The 16,405-nt window shown below is 68.6% G+C and carries 10 protein-coding genes; 6 read left to right on the top strand and 4 right to left on the bottom strand.

Annotation, left to right across the window (positions count from 1 at the left end; genetic code table 11):
- Window positions 1–178 precede the first annotated feature (178 nt).
- From AC3WPZ_RS03730 to AC3WPZ_RS03715, 4 genes are all read left to right on the top strand, one after another.
- Entirely contained in the window at window positions 179–2,149 is a 1,971-nt protein-coding gene (locus tag AC3WPZ_RS03730; RefSeq protein WP_382323752.1) for a DNA topoisomerase IV subunit B, read from the top strand.
- Between the two features lie 118 nt (window positions 2,150–2,267).
- The gene (gene parC / locus AC3WPZ_RS03725; protein WP_492438261.1) at window positions 2,268–4,616 is read left to right on the top strand and encodes a DNA topoisomerase IV subunit A; all 2,349 of its coding nucleotides are present in this window, start codon (window positions 2,268–2,270) and stop codon (window positions 4,614–4,616) included.
- Between the two features lie 7 nt (window positions 4,617–4,623).
- On the top strand, window positions 4,624–5,730 hold the full coding sequence (locus AC3WPZ_RS03720; RefSeq protein ID WP_444688175.1) for a DNA glycosylase AlkZ-like family protein: 1,107 nt from the start codon (window positions 4,624–4,626) through the stop codon (window positions 5,728–5,730).
- Between the two features lie 21 nt (window positions 5,731–5,751).
- On the top strand, window positions 5,752–5,931 hold the full coding sequence (locus tag AC3WPZ_RS03715) for a hypothetical protein (RefSeq protein WP_382323755.1): 180 nt from the start codon (window positions 5,752–5,754) through the stop codon (window positions 5,929–5,931).
- Window positions 5,932–6,036: 105 nt separating this feature from the next.
- Here AC3WPZ_RS03715 and AC3WPZ_RS03710 read toward each other — a convergent pair whose 3' ends face one another.
- The 4 genes from AC3WPZ_RS03710 to AC3WPZ_RS03695 form a co-directional block, all read right to left on the bottom strand.
- Window positions 6,037–6,507 (bottom strand): RidA family protein, encoded by a 471-nt coding sequence (locus AC3WPZ_RS03710; RefSeq protein ID WP_382323756.1) that lies wholly within the window; start codon window positions 6,505–6,507, stop codon window positions 6,037–6,039.
- 42 nt (window positions 6,508–6,549) lie between these two features.
- The gene (locus AC3WPZ_RS03705; protein WP_382323757.1) at window positions 6,550–7,515 is read right to left on the bottom strand and encodes a transglutaminase family protein; all 966 of its coding nucleotides are present in this window, start codon (window positions 7,513–7,515) and stop codon (window positions 6,550–6,552) included.
- A gap of 1 nt (window position 7,516) precedes the next feature.
- Window positions 7,517–10,117: a circularly permuted type 2 ATP-grasp protein gene (locus AC3WPZ_RS03700; protein WP_492438259.1), complete on the bottom strand. Its 2,601-nt coding sequence runs from the start codon at window positions 10,115–10,117 to the stop codon at window positions 7,517–7,519.
- Window positions 10,118–10,216: 99 nt separating this feature from the next.
- On the bottom strand, window positions 10,217–13,723 hold the full coding sequence (locus tag AC3WPZ_RS03695; RefSeq protein WP_492438257.1) for a transglutaminase family protein: 3,507 nt from the start codon (window positions 13,721–13,723) through the stop codon (window positions 10,217–10,219).
- Window positions 13,724–13,842: 119 nt separating this feature from the next.
- On the opposite strand from AC3WPZ_RS03695, the gene AC3WPZ_RS03690 reads away from it, so the two are divergent.
- Window positions 13,843–14,679 carry a ComEC/Rec2 family competence protein gene (locus AC3WPZ_RS03690; RefSeq protein ID WP_492438255.1) on the top strand — a complete coding sequence of 279 codons (837 nt, stop codon included), beginning with the start codon at window positions 13,843–13,845 and terminating at the stop codon, window positions 14,677–14,679.
- A 31-nt stretch (window positions 14,680–14,710) separates the two neighbouring features.
- Window positions 14,711–16,273 carry a recombinase family protein gene (locus AC3WPZ_RS03685; RefSeq protein WP_492438253.1) on the top strand — a complete coding sequence of 521 codons (1,563 nt, stop codon included), beginning with the start codon at window positions 14,711–14,713 and terminating at the stop codon, window positions 16,271–16,273.
- Window positions 16,274–16,405: the final 132 nt, after the last annotated feature.

Raw genomic sequence — 16,405 nt, 5'->3', positions numbered from 1 at the left:
GGTGGGGGTCGAGGGCATCCGGGAACTGTAGCGAAGATGGATGGGCCTTGCCTGTCACGGGCATGCCGCGAAGGCTTGATATTTTCCCGCGCCACTGATGAATCGCGCGCATCGCTGGTCGGCCTGAAGCCGAAAGTCTGTATTTGCATACAGTCTTCGGGGCATACAATCCGCCCCCATGGCGACCCAAACACCCAACGAATACTCCGAAGGCTCGATCCGCGTCCTCAAGGGGCTGGAACCGGTCAAGCAGCGGCCGGGCATGTACACCCGCACCGACAACCCGCTGCACATCATCCAGGAAGTGCTGGACAACGCGGCCGACGAGGCCCTGGCCGGGCACGGCAAGAAGATCAAGGTCACGCTGCATGCCGATCATTCGGTCAGTGTGGAAGACGACGGCCGGGGCATCCCGTTCGGCCTGCACCCCGAGGAAAAAGCCCCGGTGGTCGAACTCGTGTTCACCCGCCTGCACGCGGGCGGCAAGTTCGACAAGGGCAAGGGCGGCGCCTACAGCTTCTCCGGCGGCCTGCACGGCGTGGGCGTGAGCGTGACCAACGCGCTCTCCACCCGGCTGGAAGTGACCAGTTTCCGCGAGGGCCAGGTGGCCAAACTGGCGTTCTCCGCTGGCGACGTGATCGAACCGCTGGTGATCTCGCCCAAGGGCGCAGACGACCGCAAGCAGGGCACCACGGTGCGCGCCTGGCCCGACGCCAAGTACTTCGAAGCCGCCACCCTGCCCATGGCCGAACTCACCCACCTGCTGCGCAGCAAGGCGGTGCTGATGCCGGGCGTGAGCGTGACGCTGGTGAACGAAAAGACCAAGGACACCCAGACCTGGCTCTACAAGGGCGGCCTGCGCGACTACCTGCAGCAGACGCTCACCGGCGAGCCGGTCATTCCCCTGTTCGAGGGCGAAGGCTTCGCCGACAGCGGGCACGACAGCTTCGCCGAAGGCGAGGGCGCGGCCTGGTGCGTGGCCTTCACCGAAGACGGCCAGCCGGTGCGCGAGAGCTACGTGAACCTGATCCCCACCAGCGCGGGCGGCACGCACGAAAGCGGCCTGCGCGACGGCCTGTTCCAGGCGGTCAAGGGCTTCATCGAACTGCACGCGCTGCTGCCCAAAGGCGTGAAGCTGCTGCCCGAAGACGTTTTCGCGCGCGCCAGCTACGTGCTCTCGGCCAAGGTGCTCGACCCGCAGTTCCAGGGCCAGATCAAGGAGCGCCTGAACTCGCGCGACGCCGTGCGCCTGGTCGGCAGCTTCGTGCGCCCCGCGCTCGAGCTCTGGCTCAACCAGCACGTGGACTACGGCAAGAAGCTCGCAGAGCTCGCCATCAAGGCCGCGCAGTCGCGGCAGAAGGCCGGCCAGAAAGTCGAAAAACGCAAGGGCTCCGGCGTGGCCGTGCTGCCCGGCAAGCTCACCGACTGCGAGAGCAAGGACCTCGCGCACAACGAGGTGTTCCTGGTCGAGGGCGACTCGGCCGGCGGCAGCGCCAAGATGGGCCGCGACAAGGAAAGCCAGGCCGTGCTGCCGCTGCGCGGCAAGGTGCTCAACACCTGGGAAGTCGAGCGCGACCGCCTGTTCGCCAACACCGAAATCCACGACATCGCGGTCGCCATCGGCGTGGACCCGCACGGCCCGAACGACACGCCCGACCTCAGCGGCCTGCGCTACGGCAAGGTCTGCATCCTGTCCGACGCCGACGTCGACGGCTCGCACATCCAGGTGCTGCTGCTCACGCTGTTCTTCCGCCACTTCCCCAAACTCATCGAGGCCGGCCACGTGTACGTGGCGCGCCCGCCGCTGTTCCGCGTGGACATCCCCGCGCGCGGCAAGAAGCCGGCGGCCAAGCAGTACGCGCTGGACGAAGGCGAGCTGCACGCCATCCTCGACAAGACCGCCAAGGACGGCGTGCCGCCCGAGAAATGCCAGATCAGCCGTTTCAAAGGCCTGGGCGAAATGAGCGCCGAGCAGCTGTGGGACACCACCCTCAACCCCGATACGCGCCGCCTCATGCCGGTCGTGCTCGGCGCGATCGACTTCGCCGGCACCGAAGCCCTCATCACCAAACTCATGGGCAAGGGCGAAGCCGCCTCGCGCCGCGAGCTGATGGAGTTGCATGGCGACTCGGTCGAAATCGATATCTAGTTGAACTCCCCCCGCGCCGCTTCGCGTCACCCCTCAGGGGCGACACTGGCAGACCGGCAGAGCCGGATCTGCGGTGTCCTTGACCGAATCGCCGCCTTGAACGAAGAACTGATTTGCCATGACTGAAACTCCTGAACTGCCGCTGTCCGCGCCGGACGACGACGGCATGAACCTCGCGAACTACGCGCAGCGCGCCTACCTCGAATACGCGCTTTCGGTCGTGAAAGGCCGCGCCCTGCCCGACGTGTGCGACGGCCAGAAGCCGGTGCAGCGCCGCATTCTCTACAGCATGGACCGCATGGGGCTGGGCTTCAGCGGGCCCAACCGCAACACGGCCGCGCGCCCGGTGAAAAGCGCGCGCGTGGTCGGCGACGTGCTGGGCCGCTTCCACCCGCATGGCGACCAGGCCGCCTACGACGCGCTGGTGCGCATGGCACAGGACTTCGCGCAGCGCTATCCGCTGATCGACGGCCAGGGCAACTTCGGCTCGCGCGACGGCGACGGTGCCGCGGCCATGCGTTACACAGAAGCGCGCCTGGCGAAGATCACCACCCTGCTGCTCGACGAGATCGACGAGGGCACGGTGGACTTCGTGCCCAACTACGACGGCTCCACCGTCGAGCCCAAGCAGTTGCCCGCGCGCCTGCCGTTCAACCTGCTCAACGGCGCCAGCGGCATCGCCGTCGGCCTGGCCACCGAGATTCCCAGCCACAACCTGCGCGAGGTGGCCGACGCCTGCGTGGCGCTGGTGAAGAACCCCAAGCTGGCCGACGACGAGCTGCTCACGCTGCTGCCCGGGCCCGACTACCCCGGTGGCGGCCAGATCATCAGCCCGGCCGGCGACATCGCCGATGCCTACCGCACCGGCCGCGGCAGCCTCAAGGTGCGCGCGCGCTGGAAGATCGAAGACCTCGCGCGCGGCCAGTGGCAGCTCGTGGTGACCGAGCTGCCGCCGGGTGTGAGCACGCAGCGCGTGCTCGAAGAGATCGAGGAACTCACCAACCCCAAGGTGAAGGCCGGCAAGAAGGCGCTGACGCAGGAGCAGACGCAGCTCAAGGCCAGCATCCTCATGGTGCTGGATGGCGTGCGCGACGAGTCGAGCAAGGACGCGCCCGTGCGCCTGCTGTTCGAGCCCAAGAGCAGCCGCATCGAGCAGCAGGAACTCATCACCGCGCTGCTGGCCCACACCAGCCTGGAAACCTCGGCGCCGATCAACCTCACCATGGTGGGGCTCGACGGCCGGCCGACGCAGAAGTCGCTGCGGCAGATGCTCACCGAGTGGATCGAATTCCGCCAGGGCACCATCACCCGCCGCTCGCAGCACCGCCTCACCAAGGTGCTGGACCGCATCCACATCCTCGAAGGCCGGCAGCTGGTGCTGCTCAACATCGACGAGGTGATCCGCATCATTCGCCACAGCGACGAGCCCAAGGCCGCGCTGATCGAGCGCTTCAAGCTCAGCGACCGCCAGGCCGAGGACATCCTGGAAATCCGGCTGCGCCAGCTGGCGCGGCTCGAAGCCATCAAGATCGAGCAGGAACTCAAGGAACTGCGCGAAGAGCAGGGCAAGCTCGAAGACATCCTGGGCAACCCCGGCAGCCTCAAGCGCCTGATGGTGAAAGAGATCGAGGCCGACGCCAAGACCTTCGCCGACGAGCGCCGCACGCTGATCCAGGCCGAGAAGAAGGCCGTGGCCGAGATCAAGGTGGTGGACGAGCCGGTGACGGTGGTGATCTCCAGCAAGGGCTGGGTGCGCGCGCGCACCGGCCACGGCCACGAGGCCGGCAGCTTCGCGTTCAAGGCCGGCGACGGCCTGTACGGCACCTTCGAGTGCCGCACGGTGGACACGCTCATCACCTTCGGCAGCAACGGGCGCGTGTACTCGGTGCCCGTGGCCAGCCTGCCGGGCGCGCGCGGCGACGGCCAGCCCATCACCACGCTGATCGAACTCGAAAGCGGCACGCAGCCGCTGCACTACTTCGCCGGCCCGGCCAATGCGGCGCTGCTGCTCAGCAGCAGCGGCGGCTACGGCTTCCTGGCCACGGTGGAGAACATGGTGTCGCGCCAGCGCGGCGGCAAGACCTTCCTCAACCTCGGCGAAGGCGAAACGCCGTGCGCGCCGTCGCACGCGGCCTTCACCTCCGGCGGCGTGCCGCTGGTGCCGGCCACGCACGTGTGCTGCGCCTCCACCGGCGGGCGCATCCTCACCTTCGAGATCGGCGAACTCAAGCTGATGGAGAAGGGCGGCCGTGGCCTGATGCTGATCGACCTCGAAGCCAAGGACACCCTGGCCGGCGCCGCCGCCTACACCCGCAGCGTGAAGATCGAAGGCATCGGGCGCGGCGGCAAGGAGCGCGAGGAAACGCTGGAGATCCGCAGCCTCAACAACGCGCGCGCCGCGCGGGCCCGCAAGGGCAAGGCGGCCGATCTCGGCTTCAAGCCCAGCCGCATCACGCGGGTGGAGTAAGGCGGCCATGGCGCGCTCGCCCACCCTGGCCGAGCTGCGCCGCTATGCGATCGCGCGCAGCCTGTTCAAACCCGTGACGCTGCCGGCCGCGATCCGCCGGCTCGGTTTCGTGCAGGCCGATCCCATGCGCGCGCCGGCGCGCGCGCAGGACCTCATCCTCTACCAGCGGGTGCGCGACTACCGCGCCGGCGACCTGGAGCGCCGCTACGAGCGGCTGGGTGTGGAGGAGGACGCGTTCGTCAACTACGGCTTCGTGCCGCGCGAGATGCTGGCGCTGCTGCACCCGCGCACGCCGCGCCGGCCCTGGGACGCGGCCACCACGGACCGCGCGCGCGAGCTGCTGGCCTTCGTGCAGGAGCGTGGCGTGGTCCACCCGCGCGAGGTGGGCGAGGCCTTCGTGCACCATGGCCGCGTGGCCGGCTACTGGGGTGGTGAACTCAATGCCAGCACCCGGCTGCTCGACGACATGCACCACCACGGCTGGTTGCGCGTGCGCCGCCGCGAATCGGGCACGCGGGTGTACGAGGCGATGCGGCACACCGAGCAGGACGACAGCCCGGCGGCGCGTCTGGCGCGAGCCCAGGCCTTGGTCGATGTCATCGTGGCGCTGTACGCACCCATTCCGGCACCCAGCCTCGGCTACCTGGTCACCCTGCTGCGCTACGGCGCCAATCACTTGTCGGTCGAGGCACGCGCCGTGGTGAAGACCGCGCGCGAACGCTATGGCCATGCCGTGATCGACGGCACCACCTGGTTCTGGCCGGCCGATGAAAACCCCGCTTCGCGCCGCCACCAGCCCGATGAAGGGGTGCGGCTGCTTGCGCCGTTCGACCCTGTGGTGTGGGACCGGCGGCGGTTCGAGATGCTGTGGGACTGGGCATACCGCTTCGAAGCCTATGTGCCAGCGCCCAAGCGCACCATGGGCCACTACGCCCTGCCGGTGCTGTGGGGCGAACGCATGGTGGGCTGGGCCAACCTGCGCCTGGAGCGCGGGCAGCTTCGGCACGAACTGGGGTTTGCCGAGGCGCGCCCCCGAGATGCCGTTTTCCGGCGCGCGCTGGACGAGGAACTGGAACGGTTCGAGCGCTTCCTGGCGCCCGCCGGATCCGAATGAAATGACGCAGGTGAGCTGACGATGGACAACAGCGAATGGACGGGAATCGTGATCGCCGCGGTGATGGCGGCGCTGGCCTTTGGCGTCGCGCGCTTCGCCACGCGGTATTTTGCGAGGCGCCGTGCCGGCCAGGCCAAGGCGGTCCCGCAAACCGCCCAGAGCCGCCAGGTGCGGCGCGCCAACGAACGCAAGAAGAAGTAACCGGGCTGGAGTGGGGGAGCCCGTCCAGAGACACCCAGGGTCCGGCTCTGCCGGCCCAAGGTGTCGCCCCCCTTCAAGGGGGGAGCGCCGAAGGCGCGCGGGGGGTTACTTCAACTCTGCGATCAGCTCGATTTCCACGCAGGCGCCCAGGGGCAGCTGCGCCACGCCGAAGGCGCTGCGCGCGTGCGCGCCGGCCGCCGAGCCGAACACCTCGCCGATCAGCTCGCTGCAGCCGTTGGTGACCAGGTGCTGCTCGGTGTAGGTGGCGGTGGAGTTGACCAGGCTGAGCACCTTCACGATGCGCTTGACGCCATTGAGGTCCGTGCCAGCGGCCTGGCAGGCGGCGGCGAGCGTGCCCATCAGATCGATGGCCACGGCGCGCGCCGCGGGCTTGGCTTCGTCGGTGGTCATGGTCAGGCCGAGTTGGCCGACCCAGGGCTTGCCGTCCTGCTTCGCGATGTGGCCGCTCAGGAAGATCAGCTTGCCGGTCTGCACGAAGGGCACATAGGCCGCGGCGGGCACCGCCACGGGCGGCAGGGTGATGCCGAGTTGGGTCAGCTTGTCGTAAATGCTCATGGAAGGCTCCTGAAGAATGAGCGGTCCATTCTATCGACGGGTTCAGGCGTCTTCGGCCGTCTGGAGTTGTTCCAGTTCGTCGGGCGGGGCCACCGTCACGGCTACCGCCAGCGTGTGGCGCGCGCCGCTCTGGATCACGCCGCGCATGGGCGAGACGTCCGCGAAATCGCGCCCGATCGCCAGGGTCACGTAGTCCTCGCCCGGGCTGCCCCAGCCGCAGCGGTTGTTGGTGGGATCGAAGTCGAACCACGCGCCGGTGGGGGCGGCGTCGGGGTCATCGGCCGAGGCGGGCAGGGGCACGTACACCGAGACCCAGGCGTGCGAGGCATCGGCGCCGATCAGGCGCGGCTTGCCCGGCGGCGGGCGCGTGAGCAGATAACCGCTGACGTAGCGCGCGGGCAGGCCGAGCGAGCGCAGGCAGCCCAGCATGATGTGGGCGAAGTCCTGGCACACGCCCTTGCCTTGCGCCAGGGCGTCGAGCGCGGGGGTGTTCACCTCGGTGCTGTGGGTCTCGTAGCTCAGCTCGTTGTGGATGCGCTCCATCAGCGCGCGCGCCGCTTCCAGGGCCGGCAGGCCGGGCTTGAAGGCCGGGCGGGCGAAGGCGGCAAAGGCGTCGTCGCGCGGCACGTAGGGCGAGGCGAAGAGGAACTCGCTGGCCGCGTCGAACGGTGCCTGGGCGCGGTAGCGGAAATGCTCGCGCACGCGCTCCCAGTTCATGCCGCGCCAGGGCGGGCCTTCGGGCAGGGGCTCGGGCGCTTGTGTCTCGACCAGGCTGTCGGCCTCCACGGTCAACATGCTGTGGATGGATTGCAGCGAGAAGAAGGTGCGCGGGTTGCCGAACACGTCGGTGGTCTCGCTGCGCGCGGCCGGCTCGGGGTCGATGCGCAGCTCGTGCGAGCGCACGCGCTGCGAGGCCGTGTCCACCGGCCGCAGGTGCACCATGTGCTGCGCCATGTCGATGGCGCCGTGGTAGCGGTAGCGGGTGCGGTGCAGGATGCGCAGCAGCATGTCAGGCCCCGAGCGATTGGTTGCGCTGGTCCGCGTGGCTGAAGTGCAGGCGCGTGATCTCGTCGGAGAGGTCGATCGCCGAGATCTCGCAGCCGTCGAGCAAGGCGGCCAGGTCGCTCCAGACGCGCTGGCCGTCCGGGCTGCGCTGCCAGTTGCTCAGGTCGGGCAGCACCCAGGTGTTGGGGTCGGGCAGGCCGCGCGCGAGCACCGCGTCCTGCGGCGTGGCGCTGTGCGAGAGCTTGGCCAGGCGCGAGCGCAGCGTGTGCACCACCCAGGCCAGCGAGCGCGGGTTGTCGCGGTCCATCACCAGCAGGTCGATGAGCGCCACCATGTCGCGCCGCTGCTGGTATTGCGCGTGGAAGGTGATGGTGCTGTCGAACAGCGCGACCACGGCCTCGAAGCCGGCCTGGTCGTGCACGCAGCCGTGTTCGAGCGCGAGCGACAGCGCGCGCGCCAGCGTGATGAGCCGTTCGATGTGGCGGCCCATGGAGAGCAGGCGCCAGCCGTCGTCGCGCACCATGCGGTCGGTCTGCGAACCGGTGATGGCCGCGAGCAGCTCGCTGGCGTTCTGCAGCGCCGCGATGGCTTCGGCGGTGGCGTACTCGGCGTCGGTGGACAGGGCGGCGCAGTCGCGCGCGAAACTGGCCTCGGTGCGCTCGATCAGGTTCCAGTGTTCCTGCGACAGGCGCTCGCGCACCTGCGCGGCCGCCGCCTTGAGCGCGCGCAGGTTGAAGCCCACGCTGAAGGACTGCGCGGCCAGCGCATCGCCGGGCGCGGGCGAGAGCGCGGCGATGAGGCTGCGCGAGAACACGCGCGCCGAGAGCGAGGCGGTCGGCACATCGGGCAGCACCAGGGCGTTCTCGCGCGCCATGCTGGTCAGCCAGGCCATCAGCGCGCGCGAGTTCGGTTCTTCACCGCCCAGGTGGCTGAGCACGATCTGCGCGAGCCGCACGCTGTTTTCGGCGCGCTCGGTGTAGCGGCCGAGCCAGAACAGGTTTTCCGCGGCGCGGCTGGTCACGGGCCGTTTCTGCTGCGCCAGCGTGAGCGTGCTCGGCGCGGATTGCAGCAGGCTGGTGTGGTCCACCGGGCCGTCGGTGAGCACCCAGCAGTCGGCGCTGCTGCCGCCGCGCTGCATGGCGGCGATGAGCTGGCCGCGCGGTGCCAGGCGCACCATGCCGCCGGGCAGCACGCGCCAGGACTTCGGGCCGTCGGCCAGCGCGAACACGCGCAGCATGGCCGAGCGGGGCATCAGCCGCTCGCCGCTCCAGGTCGGCGTCTGCGACAGCGGCAGCCAGGACTGCACGGTGTAGTCGTCGGCGTGGCGGGCCATGCGGCCCGACCACTCGTCGAGCTCGCGCGCGCTCAGGCTCTGGCCCATCACGGTGTCCAGCCCGGAACGCGGGTAGGTGGGCTTGATCACGCTGTCGCGCAGCAGCGGCAGCACCTCGCGCAGCGCGGCGTCTTCGCCGCACCACCAGGTGGCCAGCGAAGGCAGGCTCAGTTCCTCGCCCAGCAGGTGGCGGCTGATGGCGGGCAGGAAGCCCAGCAGCGCGCTCGATTCCAGCGGGGCCGAGCCCGGCGCGTTGGCCAGCAGCAGGTTGCCCGCGCGCAGCACCTGCAGCAGGCCGGGCACGCCCAGGCGCGAATCGGAGCGCAGTTCCAGCGGGTCCAGCCACTCGTCGTCCAGCCGCTTGATGAGCGCGTGCACCGGCTCCAGGCCGCTGAGCGTCTTGAGGAACAGGCGCTGGTCGCGCACCGTGAGGTCGTTGCCTTCCACCAGCGTGAGGCCGAGGTAGCGCGCGAGGTAGGCGTGTTCGAAGTAGGTCTCGTTGTAGGGGCCGGGCGTGAGCAGGGCGATGCGCGCGTTCTCGCCCTCGGGTGCCATGCGCTTGATGCCGTCCATGAGGGCGCGGTAGCTCGCGGCCAGGCGCTGCACCTTCATGCCGGCGAAGGCTTTGGGGAACTGGCGCCCGATGGCGATGCGGTTCTCCAGCAGGTAGCCGAGGCCGGAGGGCGCCTGGGTGCGCTGGCCGACCACCCACCAGCGGCCGTCGGGCCCCTGCGCGAGGTCGAAGCCCACGATGTGCAGCCAGGTGTCGCCCGGCGGGCGCACGCCCTGCATGGAGCGCAAGTAGCCCGGGTGGCCTTGCACCAGCGCGGCCGGCAGCAGCGCGCGCTTGAGCAGTTCGCGCTCGCCGTACAGGTCGGCCATCATGGCGTTGAGCAATCGCGTGCGCTGCAACACGCCGGCCTCGATCTGCGCCCAGTCCTGCGGACCGATGAGCTTGGGGAAGAGGTCGAGCGACCAGGGGCGTTCGAGCCCGGTGGAGGCGTCGGCGTAGACGTTGTAGGTCACGCCGTTGTCGCGGATCTGGCGCTCGAGGTTCTCGGCGCGGCGGTTGAGGTCGCTGAAGCCGTCGGCGCCGATGTGTTCGAAGAAGCTGGCCCAGGGGCGCGACAGCGCCGAGGCCTCGGGGTCGCCGCCGGCGCGCAGCTCGTCGCGGTGGCCCGCGTCCGCCGGCACGGACAGGGAGAGTGCCCAGGCCCCCGGGGTGTCCGGGCGCAACTGGGCAAAGAGGGATTCGGTGGGGTCGGGATTCACGGGCTTAGAGTATGCCCGCTGGGGTATCGGCGGGCCGGGGGGACGTGAATCGCCGTGTGGCATCCTTCAAACAGGTTCTGGCAGGCCCGGGCCGCGTGTTCAGGTCCGCAGGTCGAGCGTGAACGGAAACTCGCGGCTGTGCTGGGCCGGCGCCACGTCCATGCGGCCGGGCGTGTGCCCCATCTGGAAGAAGCGCGACAGCCGGCGGCTCTCGGCCTCGTAGGCGTTGATGGGGAAGGTGTCGTAGTTGCGCCCGCCCGGGTGGGCGACGTGGTACTGGCAGCCGCCCATGGAGCGCTTGAGCCAGGTGTCGACGATGTCGAAGGTCAGCGGCGCGTGCGCCGCGATCGAAGGGTGCAGCGCCGAGGGCGGGCTCCAGGCCTTGTAGCGCACACCCGCCACGTACTCGCCCGCGGTGCCGGTGCTCTGCAGGGGCAGGGCGCGGCCGTTGCAGGTGATCACGTGGCGGCTGTCGTTGAAGCCGCTCACACGCACCTCCACGCGCTCCAGCGAGGAGTCCACGTAGCGCACGGTGCCGCCGACCGCGCCTTCTTCGCCCATCACGTGCCAGGGCTCCAGCGCACTGCGGAGGGTGAGCTCGATGCCGCGCGCGGCGACCTCGCCCACCAGCGGGAAACGGAACTCGAAGTGCGGCTCGAACCACGCCATGTCGAAGGGGTAACCGGCGTCGGCCATGTCGGTGAGCACGTCCTCGAAGTCCATGCGCACGAAGGTGGGCAGCAGGCAGCGGTCGTGCAGCTCGGTGCCCCAGCGGGTGAGGCGGCCCTGCCAGGGCTGCTTCCAGAAGCGCGCGATCATGGCGCGCAGCAGCAGCTGCTGCGCGATGCTCATGCGCGCGTGTGGCGGCATCTCGAAGGCGCGCAGCTCCAGCAGGCCCAGGCGCCCGGTGGGGCCGTCGGGCGAGTAGAGCTTGTCGATGCAGAACTCGCTGCGGTGCGTGTTGCCGGTGACGTCGATCAGGATGTTGCGCAGCGTGCGGTCCACCATCCACGGCGGCATGTCTTCGCCGTAGGTCTTGCGGTTCTGCCCGATCTGCGCGAGCGCGATCTCCAGTTCGTAGAGCTGGTCGTTGCGCGCCTCGTCCACGCGCGGCGCCTGGCTGGTCGGGCCGATGAACAGGCCGCTGAACAGGTACGACAGTGACGGATGGTTGTGCCAGTAGGCCAGCAGGCTGCCCAGCAGCTCGGGCCGGCGCAGGAAGGGCGAGTCCGCCGGCGTGGCGCCGCCGAGCACGAAGTGGTTGCCGCCGCCGGTGCCGGTGTGGCGGCCATCGGTCATGAACTTCTCGGCGCACAGGCGCGTCTGGTGCGCGGCTTCGTAGAGGAATTCGGTGTGCTCCACCAGCTCGCCCCAGTTGTGCGCGGGGTGGATGTTGACCTCGATCACGCCCGGGTCGGGCGTGACCTGCAGCATCTTCAGGCGCGGGTCGCGCGGCGGCGGGTAGCCTTCGAGCACGATGCTCATGCCCAGCTTCTCGGCCGTGGCTTCCACGGCGGCGAGCAGGTCGAGGTAGTCCTCCAGCAGCGCCATGGGCGGCATGAAGATGTAGAGGTGCTGGTTCTTGCCGCCGCCGGCCTTCTCGGCCTTGGGGCCGTTGGCGCGGTGCGGGTCGCGCGCTTCCACGCACAGCGCGGTGCGCGTGAGCCAGGCGGCCGATTCGGCGCGCTGCGGGAAGCGCGCGGCCAAGGCCTGCGCGGGCGCCGCGCCGGGGCCGGGCTGGCCCGGGCGCAGGCCTTCCACCGTCTCGGTATCCGGGTCGAAGTCCATGCCTTGCATGGAGACCGTGCCGCCTTCGGCGAAGCCGCCACCCACCTGGTGCGGTGACACCTGGTGCTTCACGGCCGCGCCACGCGGCAGCGGGTCGCGCGCGGAGTGCGGGTCCTGTTCGATGTGGTACGGGTAGTCGCCGGCCGACACCCAGGGCAGCGAGTCCAGCGGCAGGCGGTAGCCCATGGGCGAGTCGCCCGGGATCAGGTACATGCGCTCGTCGCGGAAGAACCAGGGCCCGGTGGACCACACCGTGCCCGAGATGCGCGGGTAGCCACTCTTGCCGTTGTTCGAGAGCGCGCCGTTGCGGCCCGAGGCCTGCAGCGGCAGCACGTAGCCCACGGTGGCGTCCAGGCCCTGGCCGAAGACGCGGCGCAGGCGGGCGCGTTCGAGCTCGTCGTCGAGCTTGCTGTCGAACGGGTCCACGTTCACCGGCAGGCGGCGCTCGCGCCAGAGGTAGTACCAGGTGTCCTCGTAGCCCGGGGTGATGTACTGGGTGGACAGGCCGAGCTTGCGCGCCAGCGCCTGCGTGAAGCGGCGTGCGTCGTCGCTGGTGCAGCGCGCTTCGTCGCGCTCGTCGGCCAGCAGGGCCGGGTTGTGCCAGAGGGTCTCGCCATCGGCGCGCCAGAACATCGACAGCGCCCAGCGCGGCAATTGCTCGCCCGGGTACCACTTGCCCTGGCCCATGTGCACGAAGCCGCCCGCGCCATACTCGGCGCGCAGGCGCCCCAGCAGCTCGGTGGCGTAGCCGCGCTTGGTGGGGCCCAGCGCGTCGGTGTTCCACTCGGCAGCGTCGCGGTCGCTGGTGGCCACGTAGGTGGGCTCCCCGCCCATGGTCAGGCGCACGTCGTGCTGTTCCAGGTCGGCGTCCACCTTTTCGCCCAGGGCCAGCACGCCGGCCCATTGTTCGTCGGTGTAGGGGCGGGTGACGCGCGGCGACTCGTAGACCCGCGTCACGCTCATGTGGTGGCTGAATTCCACCTCGCACTTGTCCACGCCACCTTCCACCGGCGCCGCGCTCGAGGGCTGCGGCGTGCAGGCCAGCGGCACATGGCCTTCGCCCGCGAGCAGGCCCGAGGTCGGGTCCAGCCCGATCCAGCCCGCGCCGGGCAGGAACACCTCGCACCAGGCGTGCAGGTCGGTGAAGTCTTTCTCGGGGCCATTGGGGCCGTCGACCGACTTCACGTCGGACGTGAGCTGGATCAGGTAGCCCGAGACGAAGCGCGCGGCCAGGCCCATGTGGCGCAGGATCTGCACCAGCAGCCAGCCGCTGTCGCGGCACGAGCCGCTCTTGAGCTTGAGGGTGTCCTCCGGCGCTTGCACGCCGGGCTCCATGCGGATGGTGTAGGCGATGTCGCGTTGCAGCCGCTGGTTGATCTCGACCAGGAAGTCGATCGTGCGGCGCTCGCTGCGGTCCACCTCGGCCACGTAGGCCTTGAGCAGCGGCGTGAGCGGCGCGGCGGCCAGGTAGGGGGCCAGTTCCTGCTTCTGCGCCTCGTCGTACGTGAACGGAAAGTTCTCGGCCGAGGGCTCCAGGAAGAAATCGAACGGGTTGTAGACCGCCATTTCCACCACCAGGTCGATCGTGACCTTGAACTCGGTGGTGGGCTCGGGGAACACCAGGCGCGCCTGGTAGTTGGCGAACGGGTCCTGCTGCCAGTTGATGAAATGCTCGCCGGGCTCGATGCGCTGCGAATACGAGAGCACCTTGGTGCGGCTGTGCGGCGCGGGCCGCAGCCGGACCACCTGAGGCCCCAGCTTGACCAGGCGGTCGTACCGATAATGGGTGATGTGGCTCAGGGCAACATGGATGGCCATACGAGAGACTTTCCTGGGAGGGGAACAACAATGGATCCGCGAGCCACCAACCGGCCGACGCGGCTTGCAGCCATGCTAGCAAGTCTTGCGCCACGGCCACATGACATTTCCACCAAGCGGTGCCGCCCGGTCTGATCGTGCGCCATTCCGGCTTCGGGGCGCTGCTGGGCTGGGTGCTGGGCGTGGCGCTGCAATTGCAGCAGCCCGCGCTGTGGTCCCTGGAGGTCTACGGCGCTTTGCTGCTGGCCGGTGTGCTGGGCCTGGGGGCCTTGCGGCTGACCCGGCGTGCCGCCCCTGCGCTGCTGCTGGCCTGGGTGGCGGGCGCGCTCATCGGTGTCGGTGCCACCGGCGCCCGCGCCGTGCATTTCGCGGCCGACGCGCTCGACCCGGCCCTGCAAGGCATCGACATCGAGGCGACCGGGCGCATCGCCTCCCTGCCGCAGCGAAGCGCGCAGGGTGAGCGCTTCGAGTTCGTGGTGGAGTCGGCCGCGCGCGGCGGCCAGGCGGTGGCGCTGCCACCGCGCCTGCAACTGGGCTGGTACCTGCGGCCCGATGAGGCCGGCGGGGCCGGCCCCGGCCTGCGCGCGGGCGACCGCTGGCGCTTCACAGTGCGCCTGCGCAGCCCGCACGGCAACGCCAACCCGCACGGCTTCGACCGCGAACGCTGGCTCTGGGAGCAGGGCATCCAGGCCACCGGTTATGTGCGCAGCGGCCCGCGCGACCCGGCGCCCCAGCGGCTGGGCGCCACACCCTGGCACCCGCTGGACCGCTTGCGCCAGGGCGTGGCCGAGCGCATCGAGGCCCGCGTGCACGAAGACCCGCGCAGCGCGGGCGTGCTGGCCGCGCTGGTGGTGGGCGACCAGTCCGCCATCGACCGCAGCGACTGGGACCTCTTCCGCACCACCGGCGTCGCTCATTTGATGAGCATTTCAGGTGTAAATGTTACTTTAATTTAAAATTGACAGTGTTCAACCAACAGGCACTGTCATGCCCAAGATAGCAATCAGCTACCAACGCTGGTCGTCCAAGGCCCAGGACGATGGCGACTCTCGACGACGGCAATCCACGCTCGCCAAGCAGTACGCCGAGAAGCACGGCCTCACCCTCGACACCACGATCACCGACGCCGGGATTTCTGCCTTCAAAGGCAAGAACTTCAAGGAGGGAGCCCTTGGCAAATTCCTCAAGGCCATCGATGACGGTTTGATTCCGAACGATGTGATCCTGCTCGTCGAGAGCCTGGACCGGATTTCTCGGGCGAACATCATGGACTCGCTCCCGTTGTTTCTTGGGATCATGAATCGTGGTGTGACGCTCGTGACGATCAACGACTACGAGTCCAAGGTCTACACCCGCGAGGTCTGCAGCAAGGACGGCGGTATGTCGCTCTTCGGCTCCATCATGGTCCTGCAGCGTGCCCACGAGGAAAGCGCGACCAAGAGCAAGCGGGGCAAAGAGGTCAAGGCTGCACGCCTCGCTGCTGGATTCAAAGGCGGCAAGGTGCCTGTGTGGCTGAAGCACACGGAGGACAGGCGAGGCTTCACCATCGTCGAGGATCAAGCCAACATCGTGCGCGAGGTGTTCCGCATGCGTTCTGAGGCCATCGGGTCGCTTCGCATTGCACGCCACCTGAACGAAACCTATGGGTGGAAATGGAGCACTCCGCAGGTTGCACGGCTTCTGCAAAACCCAGCGGTGATCGGGACGCGCATCTCGCAGGCGGGCTATGCACCACTGCTCGACTATTACCCGCCCATCATCAGCAAGACGGACTTCTACGACGTGCAGCGGCTCATGGGCGGCTCCATCGGGACGAAGCGCGGTCGTCGTGCGGAAGACGAACCCAACCTTTTCACCGGCCTTCTGTTCTGCGGTCACTGCGGGTCACGCTTGAAATTCGTCCGTGCAAGCAAGACCGTGTTTCAACGCTACCTCCGCTGCGTCAGCGCTTTGGACCGTACGGGTTGCGAGCATGCAGGGCACATCAACTACGACGCCTTCGAGAAGGAGGTGATCGAAGGGCTGCTGCTGGACCTCGACCAAGACTATGTCGCGTTGGTGGACAAGAAGCCCACGATCAAGGTGGTGGCCAACGCAGAGGTCAAGGCGCTGAAGGAGCAGCAAGCTCGACTCATTGAACTGGTAAGCGATGGCCTGATGAATCCCAGCCTAGTGCGGGAAAAGCTGAATGCGCTCGAAATGCAGATCAGTCACCATGAGACAGCGCCCGTAGAGGAAGAGGACGACGTGCTGATGTTCGAGGAAAAGGCTTGGGCGTTGGTCGAGCGGCACCAAGACGCACAACTTGCGGTCGCTGATGGCGAAGACCCCACGGAGCTTTACGCGGTGCGTCGGGAGCTAAAGGCCGCATTCCATCGCTCCATCGAGCGGTTCACCGTGTTCAACGAGACGCGCGAGGGCGATGTGCATACGGGGAAGTTCTCGGTGCGGTTCCGTGGTTATGAGGATGGCCCCGTGCACACTTACAAACGTCCGGCCCTCATCCACGTCAAAGGCGTGTACAACAAGAAAAGGCCCTCAACCCGGTGAAGAATTGAGGGCCATTGCGTCAGAAGAACCTTGTCTTCGCATCAGCCGCCTTCCATGTTCGGGGCTTGCTGTGGTCGTGCAAGAGCGCCACGTTGCGCCTGCGGTAGTCGATGAAAACGTGCATCAAACGCC

It is taken from the genome of Hydrogenophaga sp. FW305-3-2-15-A-LB1 (assembly GCF_058787875.1).
Note: the sequence above shows the minus strand (reverse complement) of the source record. Positions and strands in the feature narration are given on the sequence as shown.